Origin of the sequence: Sandaracinobacteroides hominis, assembly GCF_016464365.1 — a bacterium.
Classification (GTDB): Bacteria; Pseudomonadota; Alphaproteobacteria; order Sphingomonadales; family Sphingomonadaceae; genus Sandaracinobacteroides; species Sandaracinobacteroides hominis.
Genome location: NZ_JADCUC010000001.1, coordinates 387,692 through 403,876, shown reverse-complemented (window position 1 = coordinate 403,876; position 16,185 = coordinate 387,692). Strand labels below are relative to the sequence as shown.

Annotated in this window: 11 protein-coding genes; 8 read left to right on the top strand and 3 right to left on the bottom strand. The window is 65.9% G+C overall.

Annotated features, from left to right (window positions below; genetic code table 11):
• Positions 1-42: 42 nt before the first annotated feature.
• Positions 43-2,802 (bottom strand): TonB-dependent receptor, encoded by a 2,760-nt coding sequence (locus IM784_RS02080; protein WP_235976478.1) that lies wholly within the window; start codon positions 2,800-2,802, stop codon positions 43-45.
• Positions 2,803-2,934: 132 nt separating this feature from the next.
• Between IM784_RS02080 and IM784_RS02075 the strand changes: the two genes are divergently transcribed.
• From IM784_RS02075 to IM784_RS02040, 8 genes are all read left to right on the top strand, one after another.
• Positions 2,935-4,017 (top strand): LacI family DNA-binding transcriptional regulator, encoded by a 1,083-nt coding sequence (locus tag IM784_RS02075; protein ID WP_408015268.1) that lies wholly within the window; start codon positions 2,935-2,937, stop codon positions 4,015-4,017.
• A 95-nt stretch (positions 4,018-4,112) separates the two neighbouring features.
• Positions 4,113-5,651, top strand: coding sequence for an MFS transporter (locus tag IM784_RS02070; protein WP_199553617.1), 1,539 nt, complete (start codon positions 4,113-4,115; stop codon positions 5,649-5,651).
• 81 nt (positions 5,652-5,732) lie between these two features.
• Positions 5,733-6,398 carry a protein-L-isoaspartate O-methyltransferase family protein gene (locus tag IM784_RS02065; RefSeq protein ID WP_199553616.1) on the top strand — a complete coding sequence of 222 codons (666 nt, stop codon included), beginning with the start codon at positions 5,733-5,735 and terminating at the stop codon, positions 6,396-6,398.
• 23 nt (positions 6,399-6,421) lie between these two features.
• On the top strand, positions 6,422-7,822 hold the full coding sequence (locus tag IM784_RS02060) for a TolC family outer membrane protein (RefSeq protein WP_199553615.1): 1,401 nt from the start codon (positions 6,422-6,424) through the stop codon (positions 7,820-7,822).
• A 7-nt stretch (positions 7,823-7,829) separates the two neighbouring features.
• Entirely contained in the window at positions 7,830-8,159 is a 330-nt protein-coding gene (locus tag IM784_RS02055) for a DUF2497 domain-containing protein (protein ID WP_199553614.1), read from the top strand.
• A 10-nt stretch (positions 8,160-8,169) separates the two neighbouring features.
• A complete protein-coding gene (locus tag IM784_RS02050; RefSeq protein WP_199553613.1) occupies positions 8,170-8,508 on the top strand; it encodes a DMT family protein in 339 nt (112 codons plus the stop codon).
• Between the two features lie 39 nt (positions 8,509-8,547).
• Complete coding sequence (locus IM784_RS02045; protein WP_199553612.1) at positions 8,548-11,166, top strand: valine--tRNA ligase; 2,619 nt, start codon at positions 8,548-8,550, stop codon at positions 11,164-11,166.
• A gap of 146 nt (positions 11,167-11,312) precedes the next feature.
• Entirely contained in the window at positions 11,313-11,936 is a 624-nt protein-coding gene (locus IM784_RS02040) for a PEPxxWA-CTERM sorting domain-containing protein (RefSeq protein ID WP_235976477.1), read from the top strand.
• Here the strand turns inward: IM784_RS02040 and IM784_RS02035 are convergent.
• Entirely contained in the window at positions 11,902-15,030 is a 3,129-nt protein-coding gene (locus tag IM784_RS02035) for an efflux RND transporter permease subunit (protein ID WP_199553611.1), read from the bottom strand. The two genes, IM784_RS02040 and IM784_RS02035, sit on opposite strands and share 35 nt — an antisense overlap.
• Positions 15,027-16,166, bottom strand: coding sequence for an efflux RND transporter periplasmic adaptor subunit (locus IM784_RS02030; RefSeq protein ID WP_199553610.1), 1,140 nt, complete (start codon positions 16,164-16,166; stop codon positions 15,027-15,029). Before IM784_RS02030 ends, IM784_RS02035 begins: the two co-directional genes overlap by 4 nt.
• Positions 16,167-16,185: the final 19 nt, after the last annotated feature.

Here is a 16,185-nt window from a genome sequence, read left to right as displayed (position 1 = left end):
CGCTGCAACCCACGTCCGCACGTCAACAACCCCCTGCCCGGCTCAGAACCGATAATTCACGCCAAACAGGAAGCGCCGGCCATATTCCTCATGGTCGCGCACCAGCCGCTGATCCGGAATGAAATAGGTGCTGAAAGGTTCGTTGGTCAGGTTATACACCTGCGCCAGCAACGAAAGCCCTTCCAGCGCCGATCCTTCCTGGAACTCATAGCCGATCTGCGCATCGACGATCGTCTCGCCATTCGCATAGCGCCGCTCCAGGCTGCCGCCAAAGCCCTTGGTTTCGGCCAGGAAGCTGGAACGATGCCGCGCCGACCCCCGCACCGAGAATCCCGAGCGCTCGAAATAGGCCGTCACATTCCACACATGCTTCGACAGCCCCGGCAGCGGCTGCGCCGGATCGCCCGGGTTCGGGGTGATCTCGCTCTCGGTATAGCTATAGCTGCCCTGCACCCCGAAGCCTTCCAGCGCCGGCGTGAAGGCGCTGAACGGCAGCGATCCGGTCAGTTCGAAGCCATAGAGATTGCCGCCTTCGCCGTTCGACCAGATCTTGACAAAGCCTTCACGCAGCACCGGCTCCACATTGCCCCGGATCGGGAAGCCGGTGAAATCCATCAGCACATTCTGCTCATAGATATAGGTCTTCAGCTTCTTGTAGAAGCCCGCTGCCGAGACATAGGCCTCCGGCCCGAAATACTTCTCCACGCTCAGGTCGAGCGCGTCGGCGATCCATGGCCGCAGCCGCGCATTGCCGCCGTCGCCGCTCCACGGCGAACAGGTCAGCACCGGGCACAGCGCCTTTTCCTGCGCGAAGTTGTAATTGATCGAGGCGCGCATCTCGTTCATCCGCGCCCGCGCCATCTGCCGCCCGGCGGAAAACCGCGCGACAAGGTCGTTCTCGCCCCGCAGCACCAGGTTCAGCGTCGGCAGCGCATAGAAATAGCTGGCGCCATCGCGGATCGGCATGTTCTGCACGCCGGCTCCCGTGCCGGACGAAGCAAGCCCGTCCGACCGTTGGTCGGTGTTCACCAGCTGGACGCCCACATTCCCGGTCAGCCGGCTGGTGCCCAAAGCCGCATCCAGGTTCAGCTGCAGATAACCGGTCATCACATCCTCGCGAACGCGCCAGCCCTTGGTGGAAACATCGGCATTCGGGTTGCGAAGGAAATTATAGATGCCCGAATCCAGCAGCCCCTTCACATCATAGGCAATGGTATCGCCCAGCCCCAGGAAGCTCATGTCCGCCCCGCCGTCATACAGCAGGTCAGAGGGCACCGGCACCGACGTCTGGCCATCGGTATTCGCCTTCAGTCCCAGGAAATATTCATCCGGCGTCAGCCGCTTCACCCGGCCGGTATAGTTGAAGCCGATCTCGGCAGACCGGAACCAGCCGCCCAGGTCACGCTCCGCCCCAAAGCGGAACGCCGCCAGCTCGTCGGTAATCTTGCGATTGTTGTAATATCCATCCTGCCCGCCCGGCACGATGTCGCCGCCCCAGCCTTGCGGGCTTGTCAGCAGGATCAGAGACGGATCGGAATAGTCCAGCTGGTGCGAGAAGATCGGCCCCCGGTCCGTCATCTCGAACGGCATCACATCGGTTGCCCCGCGCGAAACGCTCCCCTCCACATAGCTGCGCCCGGTTCCGGAATAGGTCTCCACATCCAGATCCTTGCGGTCCACCTTCGAGTAGCTGAAGTCGAGGGTCGCCCGCATCAGGTCGTTCCCTGCCTTCAGGTTCCAGCCGGCGGAAAACAGGTCGGCATCGCGGTTCTTCAAATCGTTGCGGACCACCCCCTTCACGTTGGAATAGGTGCCCGCCACCACCAGCTTGTCTTCGACGACCACGTTGGTCAGCGGCACGCCGTTGCCCCAGGCCAGCGGCAACTCCACCCCGCGCCGGGTCTGATGATCCTTGAAGTTCGAATAGAAGAGGTCGACCGACGTCTGGATGTTCTCGTTGGGCCGCCACTCCAGCGTGCCCGAAATCGATTTCCGCTCCAGGTCGCCCGAAATCGCATAGGGCTTGGCGCCGCCGATGGTGGCAGTCCCGCTGGCATCCGTCGGATAGCCCCACGCCTCGAACCGCTGCGTCTGCGAAGGCGATTTCAGCACGCTCCCGGAAAGGGCGATGCCGATGGTGTCATCTGCGAACTGGTCGATATAGGTGCCGGCAAAGCGATAGCCCCAGCTGTCCGAATCCGGGTTCAGCTTGCCCGCATCCAGCACTTCCGCCCGCGCATTCAACGCGATGGTGCGCTTCCCATGCCCCAATGGCTTCACCGTCCGCAGGTCCACCGTGCCTGAAAGCCCGGCGCCGATCAGCCCGGCGGAAGGCGTCTTGTACACGTCCACCCGCTCCATCATTTCCGACGGAAACTGGTCATAGTCGACGCCGCGGTTGTCGTTCGTCGTCACCTGCTCGCGGCCGTTCAGCAACGTCGTCGAGAAATCCGGCGCCAGCCCGCGAATGGCCAGGCTCTGCGCCCGCCCACCCTCGCGCTGCGCTGCCAGGCCCGGCAGCCGCGCGATGGATTCCGCGATCGAGGTATCGGGCAGCTTGCCGATATCCTCGGCCGAAATGCTCTCCACGATCATGTCGCTGTTCTTCTTGGCAGCGATCGCATTGGCGATGCTCGCACGGAAGCCGGTCACGACGATGTCCTCGTCGGGCGTCCCGGCCGCCGGCGCGTCCTGCGCCAGCGCACCTCCCGCCACCAGCAGGGCGACAACGCTCGACGACAGTTTCAGCAGCAGCCGCGCGCCATCTGTCGCGGCCGCACGGCCGCAAATGGAATAATCCATGATATCTCCCCAGTCCCTTGGGCAGCTGGTATGTCCCAACCGCGTTGATTTGTGATTGCGCCCGCATCTTCCGCCGGGCGTCGATATCGTTCAAGAATGCCACATACGTATGCGAACGCATCGGGAGGACATGTGACCGTTCGGCCACAAACAGACGGAACAGCCGCCGCCCCCGAAGCCGGCCAGCGGGGGGATCGCGCCCCCACATCCTTCGATATCGCCCATATTGCCGGCGTCTCCCAACCCACGGTCAGCCGCGCGCTCAGCGGCAGCCCGATGGTGTCAGAGGCGACCCGTCTGCGTATCGAGGCCATCGCCCGCCAGCTCAACTACAAGGTGGACAAGGCCGCTTCCTCCCTGCGGAAACGCCGCTCCGATACGCTCGCCCTGCTCTTCTTCGAGGATCCGACCACCGACGAATCGCTGATAAACCCCTTCTTCGTCGCCATGCTCGGCTCCATCACCCGCGCCGCCAAGCGCTCCGGCTACGACCTCCTCGTCAGCTTCCAGCAACTCTCCGACAACTGGCACACCGATTACGAGGACAGCCACAAGGCCGACGGCATCATCCTGCTCGGCTATGGCGACTGGGAACTCTACCGCGAGCGCATCGTCCAGCTCGCCGCGCAGGGCACGCATTTCGCCCGCTGGGGCAGCGTCGACGGCGCCGACGTCCCCGGCAGCACCATCGGCTCCGACAATGTCGCCGGCGGACGCATGGCAGCCGAGCACCTGATCGGTCTTGGCCGCCAGCGCATCGCCTTCCTCGGCCATGCCAGCAGCCACTACCCGGAGTTCGAGGCGCGCCACCGCGGCGTCGCCGAAGCACTGGCCGCCGCAAACCTCCCGCCGCCCCTGCAGGCCGACGCCATCACCACCGAGGAAGCAGGCGCGCTTGCTACCCACGCCCTGCTCGACGCCGGCCATCGCTTCGATGCCATCGTCGCCGCCTCCGACCTCATCGCCATCGGCGCCATGCGCGCGCTTGCGGATCGCAACCTTTCCATCCCTGCGGATGTGGCGGTAACCGGCTTCGACGACATCCCCGCCGCCGCCAGCACCCGCCCCCCGCTCACCACCGTCGTGCAAGACACCCAGCGCGCCGGCCAGCTCCTCGTCGATGCCGTCCGCGCCCAACTGGAAGGCCTGCCCGCCCCCGGCTCCATGCTCCCCACCCGCCTCGTCGTCCGCCAGAGCTCGGGCGCTTCCAGCTAGAATCCGCCTCCAACCTGTTGCAAAACCCGAAATATCCAAACAACCTCGCGCGGGCACGCATTACGCGTTAAGTATATTCCCGGGGAAGGGGGCGAATGGACAGCAGGGCTGATACCAACACAGCGACAGCAAAGCTCAGCCGCCCGAACCGCAGCTTCTGGGGCCTGTGGAACCTGTCCTTCGGCTTCTTCGGCATCCAGGTCGGCTTCGCCCTGCAGAACGCCAACGTCAGCCGCATCTTCCAGTCGCTCGGCACCTCGATAGACGATCTCGCCTTCCTCTGGATTGCCGGCCCGATCACCGGCCTCCTCGTCCAGCCGATCATCGGCTATTTCTCCGACCGCACCTGGGGCCCTTTCGGCCGGCGCCGACCCTATTTCCTCGCCGGCGCCATCCTTGCCAGCCTCGCCCTCGTCGGCATGCCCAATTCCTCGGCGCTGTGGTTCGCCGCCTCCATGCTCTGGATTCTCGATGCCTCGCTAAACATCTCGATGGAACCGTTCCGAGCCTTCGTCGGCGACATGGTTAGCGAAAAGCAGCGAACCGCCGGCTACGCCTTTCAAACGGTCTTCATCGGCGCCGGGGCCGTCGCCGCCAGCCTCGCCCCCATCGTCCTCACCCGCTATTTCGGCATCTCCAACGTTGCCCATGCCGGGGAAATCCCGCCCTCGGTGCGCCTCGCCTTCTATATCGGCGCCGCCGCCCTGCTCGTCGCCGTGCTGTGGACCGTCTTCACAACCCGCGAATATTCACCGGATGAAATGCGCGCCTTCGAGGGAACCGGCGCCGAACTCGCCCACGACGAGCCACTCGCCACGCCAATGAACGGCTTTTGGTGGATCACCTTCGGCGCCATCGCCATCCTGCTCGTCGCCCAGTTCCGTCTCGATAACCCGGTCTACATCCTCGGCGGCGCGCTCATCGGCTATGGAGCGCTGCAGGAATTCACCCGCCGCCATTCGCTTGCCGGCCACAAGCCAGGGCCGGTCACCCGCATCGTCTCCGATCTGGTGCAGATGCCGCCCACGATGAAGCGCCTCGCCGTCGTCCAGTTCTTCACCTGGATCGCGCTGTTCATCCTGTGGATCTACACCACCCCGATCGTCACCCAATATATGTACGGCACCACCGACACCGCCTCGCGCGCCTACAACGACGGCGCCGACTGGGTCGGCGTGCTGTTTGCCGTCTACAATGGCGTTGCCGCTGCCTATGCCTTCGCAATCCCGTCCATCGCCGCCCGCATAGGCCGCGCCCGCGCCCACATGTACGGCCTCTTCGCCGGGGCGCTCGGCTTCGCGCTGTTCCTCGTCATCCGCGATCCCGCCTGGCTGATCCTGCCGATGCTCTTCATCGGCATCGCCTGGGCCTCCATCCTCACCCTCCCCTACGCCATCCTTTCCTCTGCCCTTCCGCAGGCAAAGCTTGGAGTTTTCATGGGGCTTTTCAATATCTTCATCGTCCTGCCCCAGCTTCTCGTCTCCAGCGTGATGGGCAATGTGATGAAGCTCGCCTTCCCCGGCCATCCAATCTGGCTGATGGCAATCGCTGCCGCCATGCTGATCGGCGCAGGCCTCTTCATGCGCAGGCTCGCAGGCACGGAACATCACCCCGGCAACCCCGGCCATTCATAAGCAATTGCGGCGAACGCCCCCCATGGGTATCAGTGCCCCCGCACAGGTGCATTTTCGATTGAACGCAAAGGGACTATCCGCGTGGCTTCCGCCGTTTCCGCTTCCACTCTCGCCGCCCGTGAAGCGATGATCGACAGCCAGCTGAAGCCCTGCGGCATCGTCAGTCCGCGCGTCGTCGGCGCCTTCTTCGCCGTCCCGCGCGAAAATTATGTCGCTCCCTCGCGTCGCGGCCTCGCCTATGTCGATGCCCCGCAGGCGCTTGGAAACGGCCGCGAACTGCTCGCGCCGCTCAGCCTAGGCCACCTGATAGAACAAGCAGACGCCCGCCCTGAAGACCGGGTGCTGGTCGTCGGCGCCACCACCGGCTATTCCGCAGCGATCCTCGCGACGCTTGCCGATCATGTCGTGGCGCTCGAAAGCGATGCCGGCCTCGCCGCCGCGGCGCGCGCCAACCTCGCTTCCTATCCAAACGTCCGCGTGATCGAAGGCCCGCTGGAGGCCGGTGCCGAGGATTTCGGCCCGTTCACGCTCATCCTAATCGACGGGGCGGTGGAAACACTGCCCTCCGATCTGGTCGCACAACTGGCCGAGGGGGGCCGGTTGCTTGCGATCCTCACAGGCAGCGATGGAGTATCGCGCGCCGCAAAAGGCATCAGGCAGGCCGGGATACTCCGCCTGGAGCCCTTTGCGGAGGCGGCCGGCTCTCTTCTGCCGTCCTTCGGCAAGGCCCCGGCCTTCCAGTTCTGAAAGCCCCCCTCATGCGAACCCATTTGCTGGCCTCCATATTCTTGGCCTCCACCGTCCTTGCAGCACCCGTTTCCGCGGAATCGCTGCAGGATGCCATCGCGCTCGCCTATTCCAACAACCCCTCCGTCGCCGCCGCCCGCGCCCGCGTGCGCCAGGCCGATGAAGGCGTTCCCATCGCCTCGTCCGGCGCCCTCCCCCACCTCGACCTGAAGGGCAGCTTCAACCAGAGCCTCAGCGACAGCTTCGCCGATCTCGGCCAGGTCTGGATCGGCGGCCTCACCCTGCGCCAGTCGATCTGGGAAGGCGGCCGCATCCGCGCCGGCGTATCCGGCGCCGAGGCCCGGATAGAGGCCAGCCGCCTCAATCTGTCGGCCGCCGAACAGCGCCTCATCGTCGATACCGTGGCCGCCTATGCCGATGTCCTGCGCACGCAGGAAATCGTCAAGCTGAACGAGAATCAGGTCCGCGTGCTGGAGCAGGAACTGCGCGCCTCCAGGGATCGCTTCGAAGTCGGCGACGTCACCCGCACCGACGTTGCCCAGTCCGAGGCGCGCCTGTCCGTCTCGCAGGCAAACCTGATCGCCGCGCGCGGCAACGCCGTCTTCGCCCGGCAGGCCTATCAGCGCCTCGTCGGCCGTCCGCCCGGCCAGCTCGATCCGTTGCCGCCGCTGCCGCCGCTGCCGGCCGACGACGCGCAGGCGCTTTCCCGCTCCGCCGAGCTCAACCCCGTCCTGGCGGCCGCCCGCGCCAACGAACGCGCAGCTGCAGAGGATGTGCGCGCGGCCAAGGCCGGCCGCATGCCCTCCATCGGCGTGCAGGCGTCGGCCAACTACAACGACTATTCCAACAACCGCCTCGGCGCTTCCGGCTTCGATCCGCGTATCGGCGTCACCGCCGGGATGCCGCTCTTCTCCGGCGGCCTTATCGCGGCGCAGGTTCGTCAGGCGCAGGCCCGGCAGAGCGAAGCACTGGAAACCATCAGCCTTACCGAGCGGCAGGTCACCGAAAACGTCAACAACAGCTGGGCCCTGCTGAAGACGTCAGAGGCGACCATCACCGCCGCCAACTCTTCGGTCCGCGCCAACACGCTCGCCTCTGAAGGGGTTCGGCAGGAAAATCAGGTCGGCAGCCGCGACATCCTCGATGTGCTGAACGCCGAGCAGGAACTGCTGAACAGCCGCGTCCAGCTCGTGCAGGCCGAACGTGACCGCTATGTCGCCGCCTTCCAGCTGCTTGAGGCCGTCGGCGCCGCTGACATCGCGCTCGAAGGTCCCGGCGTCCAGCGCTATGACCCGACCGTCAACGCCAGGCGCGTCGCAGGGAAGGGCTTTGCCGAGTTCGGCTACAATCCAGATCCGCGCAAGGACACCGCGCGCGACACCGCCCCCATCACCAACCCCAATCTGATGGGGCCACAGCAGTAGGCAGGCCATGACCCGCAAGACCCTCGATCCGAACCTGGCGTCCATTCTCGATTCCATCCGCGCGACGGTGGGCGGGGAAACTGCGCCCCAGGCGATCGAGGCGGCCGAAGCAGAGCCGGCGGAAACCCCCGCCCCCCGCGCGACGGCCAAGGGCAGCAAGAAGGCGGCAGCGGCAGCGCCGGTTGCCGCCGCTCCCGTCCCGCCCGCCCAGCATACGGTGGAGGAGTTCCTGGCCGAGCTGATCCGCCCCCAGGTGAAAGCATGGCTCAACGCCCATCTGCCGGAAATCATCCAGAAAATGGCGGCAGACGAAATCGCCCGCCTCACCGGCAGGTAATCAACCCCCATTGAGCCCGCAGCTCACCACCATCCTGCTGCTGTCGGCCTCCAACCTGCTGATGAACCTCGCCTGGTACGGCCACCTGAAGTACAAGGCCGCACCTCTCCTGCTGGTCATCTTCGTCGCCTGGGGCATAGCCTTCTTCGAATATATGCTGATGGTGCCGGCCAACCGCATCGGCAGCCAGGTCTTCAGCCTGCCGCAGCTGAAGGGCATTCAGGAAAGCCTTTCGATCCTCACCTTCTTCATCGTCAGCGTGCTGCTCTTCGGCGACGGGGTCAGCATGAAACAGCTGTTCGGCTTCGGCCTGATGATCGTCGCCGCTGTACTCATCGTCAGCGACTGACTTTCCATTGAAGCCACGGCCAGCTAAGCGGCCCCGGCAATGCTCGAAAAGACCTTCACCCCCGCCGAAATCGAAGCCCGCTGGTATGCGCACTGGGAAGAGACGGGCGCCTTCCGCCCCGCCCGCCCGGATGCGCAGCCCTTCACCATCGTCCTGCCGCCGCCGAACGTCACCGGCACGCTGCACATCGGCCACGCGCTGAACCAGACGCTGCAGGACATCCTCATCCGCTGGAACCGGCTGAAGGGCCGCGACGCGCGCTGGATCGTCGGCACCGATCACGCCGGCATCGCCACGCAAATGGTGGTGGAGCGCACCATCGCCGGCCAGGGCCTCACCCGCGCCAGCCTCGGACGAGAGGCCTTCCTCGAAACCGTGTGGGACTGGAAGCGCCAGTCCGGCGGCGCCATCACCCGGCAGATGCGCCGGCTGGGCGCCAGCTGCGACTGGGCGCACGAACGCTTCACCATGGACGAGGATTTCTCGAAGGCCGTCACCCACGTCTTCGTCGAGCTGCACAGGCGCGGCCTGATCTACCGCGACAAACGCCTCGTGAACTGGGACCCGAAGTTCCAGACCGCCATCTCCGACCTCGAAGTCGAAACCCGCGAAGTGCAGGGCCATTTCTGGCACCTCCGCTACCCGCTCGCCGACGGCTCAGGCGCGTTGATCGTCGCCACTACCCGGCCGGAAACCATGCTGGGCGACACCGCAGTCGCCGTGAACCCCGAGGACGAGCGCTACCAGGCGCTTATCGGCAAGCTCATCGCCCACCCGCTGACGGGCCGGCAGATCCCCATCATCGGCGACGAATGGGCCGACCCGGAACTGGGCTCAGGCTGCGTGAAGATCACTCCGGCGCATGATTTCAACGACTGGGCCGTCTATGAACGGCACAAGGAAATCGGCTGGATCAACGTCCTAGACGCCACCGCCAACATCCTCGCAGACGACAGCATCCCGCAAGCCTATCGCGGCCTCGACCGCTTCGAAGCCCGCAAGGCCATCGTCGCCGATCTTGACGCGCTGGGCCTGCTCGAACGCGTCGAAGACAAGACCATTCAGCTCCCCTATGGCGACCGCTCCGGCGTCGTCATCGAGCCGTGGCTAACCGACCAATGGTATGCCGACGCCCCGAAAATGGCCGTCGAAGCCCGCGCCGCCGTCGCCGACGGCCGCACCCAGTTCGTGCCGAAAACCTGGGAAAAAACCTATTTCAACTGGATGGATAACATCCAACCCTGGTGCGTCTCCCGCCAACTCTGGTGGGGTCACCGCATCCCGGCGTGGTTCACGCCCGAGGGCGAGATCATCGTCGCCCACAGCGAGGCGGAAGCACAGGCCAAGGCGGGAGCCGGCGTCAGCCTGCGCCGCGACGACGACGTTCTCGACACCTGGTTCTCCTCCGGCCTCTGGCCCTTCGCCACGCTCGGCTGGCCCAAGCAGACCGACGAGCTCGCCCGCTATTACCCCGGCGACGTCCTCGTCACCGCCTTCGACATCATCTTCTTCTGGGTCGCCCGCATGATGATGCAGGGGCTGGAACTCACACAGCAGGCCCCCTTCCACACCGTCTACTGCCACGGTCTCGTCCGCGATTCCAAAGGCCAGAAGATGTCCAAGTCCAAGGGCAACACCGTCGATCCGCTCGAGCTGATCGACCGCTTCGGCGCCGACGCGCTGCGCTTCACCATGGCCGCCAGCGAAGCGCAGGGCCGCGACGTGAAGTTCGACGAAAAGCGAGTCGAAGGCTACCGCAACTTCGCCACCAAGCTCTGGAACGCCGTGCGCTTCGCCCAATCCCAGGGCATCGCAGCCGGGCCGACCGAAACGCCCCGCGCCACCTTGCCCGTAAACCGCTGGATCCTCGCCGAAACCGCGCAGGCCGCAGCAGACGCCGAAGCCGCCCTCACCGGCTACCGCTTCGACCAATATGCCGCCACCCTCTACCAGTTCGCCTGGAGCCGATTCTGCGACTGGTATCTCGAACTCATCAAGCCGCTGCTCGCCGGAGGCGGCGAAGCAGCCGAGGAAACCAAACAAGTCGCAGGCTGGGTCATCGACCAGATCCTGATCCTCCTCCACCCAGTCATGCCCTTCCTCACGGAAGAACTCTGGCATGCGCAAGGCGACCGCGCACAAGACCTCATCCTCGCCGAATGGCCGAAGCTCACGCCCGAAACCAACGAGGCCACAGCCGAAATCGCCTGGCTCATCGATCTCGTCTCCGCCATCCGTTCGGCCCGCACCGAACTCAACGTCCCGCCCGGCTCCAAGCTGCCGCTGCACGCGCCCGAAGCAGACACTGACCTGCAAGCCCGCCTCGAACGCCAGCGCCCGGCGCTCGAACGTCTGGCCCGCGTCGACGGCATCTCCTTCACCCCGCCGCCCCCCGGCGGCACGGCGCAACTCGTCGTCGAAGGCCTCGGCTATGCGATCCCCCTCGAAGGTGTCATCGACCTCGCAGCCGAGCGCGCCCGCCTCACCAAAACCGCCGAGCAAGCCGAAAAGGAAGCCGCAGCCCTCGCCGGCCGCCTCAACAACCCCGGCTTCACCGAACGCGCCAAGCCCGAAGCCGTCGAAAAGGCCCGCGAAGACCATGAAGCCCGCACGGCAGAGGCTACACGCCTCCGCGCCGCGCTCGCACGCCTCGGCTGACCCGCAACCGTGTCAGGCAAGTCTGTAAGGCCTGCCTGACACTTTGTTGCAACTGCGAAACCCGAAAGCAGCCAGTCTCAGCCGCTTGGCAATTGGCATCCGCCTTGCACGCTACCTCCCGAGGTTAAGTTCTGGGGAAATGCCACATGCTCCGCCTGCTGCTCGCCGCCGTCATGGCCCTCGCCTTTCCCGCCGCCGCACAGGCCGCCCTCTATGAACGGCCGCTCGCCTCCAACGCCTATATCACCCGCCATGGGCTGGATTGGGCCTGGGCCAGCGCCTGCCCACCGACTGAAGGCTGCAACGATATCGATCTCGGCTTCCAGTCGGCGTTCGGCTGGCGCCTGCCCACTGCTCGCGAATTCGCCTGGCGCCCAACCGCGCAGGATTTCGTCTTTCCCGGCGCCAACGTCGATCAGGGCGGGGTGGATTTCGCCAGCTGGTCCCTTTTCGGTGAAGGCGACGGCATACCCGTGGACGTCGGCGGAGACGGCGCCTGCGCCGCTACCTATTTCAGCGGCGACAACGCCTTCCGCGAATGCAACTGGTATGACGGAACCACCGGCCACATCTGGGATCCGGGCGCGGACTATTCGCAGGTCGATAAGGAATCGCTCGAATATTGGGGTCTGGATACCTGGGTGGTCCGCGGCGAACTCAACGTCCCCGAACCCGCCAGCTGGGCACTGCTGATCACCGGCTTTGGCCTGGTGGGCGCCACCCTCCGCCGGAGACTCAATTCTCCGGAAGCGGCGGCGGCGCTTCACTGACCCGCTCCAGCGGCGGCGCATGCCGCACCAGCAGCAGATACATCACCGGTGTCACCACCCGGCTCAGGATTGTCGAGGAAATCAGCCCGCCGATAATCACCCAGGCCAGCGGCGAGTAAAGTCCTGACCCAGACAGCGCCAGTGGCAACAACGCCAGCACCGCCGTCACGCTCGTCAGCAGCACCGGCAGAAAGCGCACTTCGCCCGCCCGCTCGATGGCCGGCCGCAATTCCATCCCCCGCTGCCGCAGTTGCGTCGTGAAATCCACCAGCAGGATCGAGTTCTTGATCTCGATCCCGATCAGCGCAACAAAGCCGATAACGGCGGTGTAGCTGATCGAATTCCCTGTCAGGAACAGCGTGATAAGCCCGCCGAACATCCCCAGCGGGATGACGCCAGCCACCACGATCGTCTCGCGGAAGCGCCCGAATTCCAGCACCAATATGCAGAAGATCCCGAACATCGCCAGCAGCGCCACGCCGCCCATGCCGCCAAAGCTCTCGGTCTGCGCCTGCGCCTCGCCGCCCTGCGTCAGCGAGTAGCCGCGCGGCAGCTCCATCGCCTTCAGCCGCGCCCCAACCGCCTCGTTCACCTTGGAGGTCAGGAATCCCTCGGCCACGTTCGACGTCAGCGAAACCGACCGCTGCTGCCCATACCGATAGATGGAGGCCGGCCCGCTCGAAAGCCTCGGCTCGGAAATCGCCTCCAGCGGAACCGCCGCCCCGGAAGCGCTCGGCACATAGATCTGCCCCAGCGCATCGACGGATTGCAGCGCCCCCAGCGGACGGTCCTTCGAAGGGCCAACGCCTGGCCGGCTGTCGCCGCTGTCCAGCCGCACCATCACATCATAGCTATCGCCCTCGTCATCGCGGAACCGCCCGGCCGCCTCGCCGCCCAGCGCCAGCCTGGTCACCCGCCGCGCGGCCGCCGGGCTCACCCCCAACAGCGCAGCCTTGTCGGAATCCAGCCCCAGGTCCAGGTCGATCCGGTCAAAGCTCATCGGGTTGCGCACGTCGCGCGTGCCCGGGGTCGCCCGCATCCGCGCCTCGCCCTCCTCGCTCAAGGTCTTCAGCACGCGCAGATCAGGCCCGGAAATGAACCATTGCACCGGCGCGTCGATCGGCGCCCCGTTCTTGAACGGCTCCAGCGTAATCCGCGCCTCGGGATAGGTCGCAAACCGCGCCCGCAAGCGCTCGATCAGCGCCGGCGTATCCTTTTGATCCCAGCCCGTCAGCGTCGCCGCCACCGTGCCATAGTTGGATTTCTGCGCCGTTTCCCGCACGTTATAGAAAATCTGCGGGTTGCCCCGCCCGACATTCTCCATGGTGTCGCGCACCTCGGGCTCCGCCTTCAAGGTCTCGGCCACAAACCGCACCGCCCGGTCGGTCGCGGAAAGGTCGGCGCCCTCCGAACCTTCCACTTCCACCACCAGATAGGGCGTGTCGGCGGGCGGAAACAGGCTGGTCCCCAGCACCGGCACCAGCCCCAGCGCCGCCACGCACAGCGCCATCGCTCCCCAGAAGGCCAGTCGCGGCCGTTCCAGCGCCCAGTGCAAGACCGGCGCGTAGAACCGATGGATGCCGGCTTCCACCGCCTGCAGCACCTTGTTCCCCTCGGGCTTCACTTCGCGAGACAGCAACCGCGACGACAGGAAGGGAATGATCGTCAACGAAACAAGCAGCGAAGCCGTCACCGTCGCGATGACCGCAATCGGCAACCCGCGCGTAAACTTCCCCCCGCCCTCGGGCAGCGCCGTCAACGGCAGGAAGGCAAAGATCAGCACCGCCGTGCAGCCCAGCACCGCAATCGCTATCTGCTGCGTACCCGCCAGCGCCGCCGCCGTCCGGCTGTACCCCATTCGCAGATGCCGGCTGATATTCTCCACCACCACGATGGAATCATCCACCAATATCCCCAGCGACAGGATGAAGCCGGTAATCACCAGCTGGTTCAGGCTATAGCCCAGCCACCACATCACCATCACCCCGATGGCCAGGCTCAGCGGCACCGAAACCATCACCACCGCCGAGGCCCGGGGCCCCAGCGGCAACAGCGTGATCAGCACCAGCCCCAGCGCAATCGCAAAGTCGCGCGCCAGCAGAGACAGCTTGCGCCGCACATCGTCGGACTGGTCGAACGCCAGCTTCATCTTCATGTCCGGCGGCAGCACCTTCGCATAGCCGTCGGCGGCCTCCGTCAGCCGCCTCTGCACATCCAGCACGTTCACGCCGTCCTTCTGGGTCGCAGTCACCCAGATCGCGCGCTTGCCGTTGAAGCGTGCCGCATGGCTCTGCTCCACCGTCTGCCAGCTCACGGTCGCCACATCGCCCACCCGCACCACGCGCTCGCCCTCGGCACGCAGCGGCACTGCCCGCACTTCCGCCAGATCGCGAAACGCACCGCCGGCCCGCAAGTTAAAGCGCTGCTCGCCCGAGCGCATCGGCCCCGGCGGCAGATCGGTCCCGCCCAGCCGCAGCGCGTCGGTCAGCTGCGTCACCGGAATGCCCAGCTCCGCCATCCGCCCCAGATCGGCCGAAACGCGGATTTCCGGCTTCGGCACACCCCATACCACGGCGTTCCGCACGCCCTTCTGGCGCTGGAACAACTCCTTCAGGTCCTTGCCCACCTTCTCCATCCGCCGCCACGAGGCGGTTTCCGAAACGATGGCATATTGCACAACGCTGCTGTCAGAGGTGCGAAAACGCCGATATTCCATCCGCTGGATGCCCGCCGGCAGGGTATTGCGGATGGCGTTCACCTCCCGCACGGCTTCGTCATAATTGCCGTTCGGGTCGCTCTCCCAGCTGAACTCGGCCACCACCACGGCCTGCCCGTCGGTAGAGGTGGATCTCAGCTTGGTGATATTGTCGAGGCCGGCCAAAGCCTCCTCCACCGGCTTCACGACTGTCTGCTCGATGTCCGCCGGATCGGCGCCGGGCAGCACGGCAATCACCTGCACGATGGGGGCAATGAACTGCGGATCGACAGAGCGCGGAATGCTGAAAAACGCCTGCGCCCCCAACGCCGCCACCAGCGCAAACACCACCAGCGTCGCCTGCCAGCGGTGGACGGCGAAAGAGACCAGACCCTTCATCGCGCAGCGGCCAGGCGCGTCTGCGCCGGATCGGCCACCACCTGCAGCTTCTGCCCTTCCACCAGCCGGTTCACCCCGGCGGCGACAATCCGGTCACCGCGCGCCAGCCCGGAAACCACTTCGACACCCTCGCCCGAAACCGCGCCCAGCTTCACCATCTGCGCCCTGGCAACACCGCCGTCCGCATAGCGCCAGACGAAACCCTCGTCCGCCCGCGCCGAAAACAGCGCCGTCGAGGGGATCAGCACCGGCGCACCCTCTGCACCTCCAGCCGGCAGTGCCACATCGGCGATCAGCCCGGACCGCAGCGCCGGATTGGCCGGCAGCGCAAACTCCACCTGGAAGGTTCCGGTGCGCGGATCGGCCCGACCGGCAATCTCGATGATCCGCGCCGCCATCGGGGGCGCGGCGCCGTCCCGGAACGTTACCGTCGCACCCTCTCCGCGCCGCAAGCCGGCCGCCTGCCCGGCTGGCATCCGCACCCGCAACACGAAACCGCTGGAAAATTCTCCCAGCAGGATCACCGGCGTGCCTGCCGCCAGTGTCTGCCCCGGCTCCGCCAGCCGCTGCAAGACCACCCCGCCGGCAGGCGCCGCGATCGTCGCGAAACGCTGGGTGAACTGTGCCGAACTTTTCTCGGCCCGCGCCGCCTCGGCCGCCGCATCAGCAGCCTCAACCCGTGCCTTCGTCACCCATCCCTTGGTGTAGAGGTCGCGCTGGCGGCGGGCCTCCGCCTCCGATTGCCGTGCCCGCGAATCCGCCGACTGCACCGCGGCATCGATCGCCGTGCGGTCCAGCTGCGCCAGCTGCTGACCGGCGCGCACCACGTCGCCCTCACGCACCGAAACCGAAAGCACCCGCCCGTCGCTCACAAAGGCCAGCGGTGTTTCCCGCCGCAGTCGCACCGTGCCGGCCGCCGTGCCTGTGCGAACCCCAACCGAATCGCCAACCCGGTGCAGCACCACCGGCACCGTTTCGTCTGCGACCTTGGCAGGCTCGCCGCTTGCACAAGCGGATAGGGCGAGGCCGGCGGCCAACAGCGCCGCCAGCCCCCAGGCAGTTCCGATACGGCCCTTTCCGATCCGGTCCCCGCCAGCGGCACCCACACCGGCCGCGTTCGCCAAGTTCGTCCCCACGGCCATTCCCTTGCCCTGA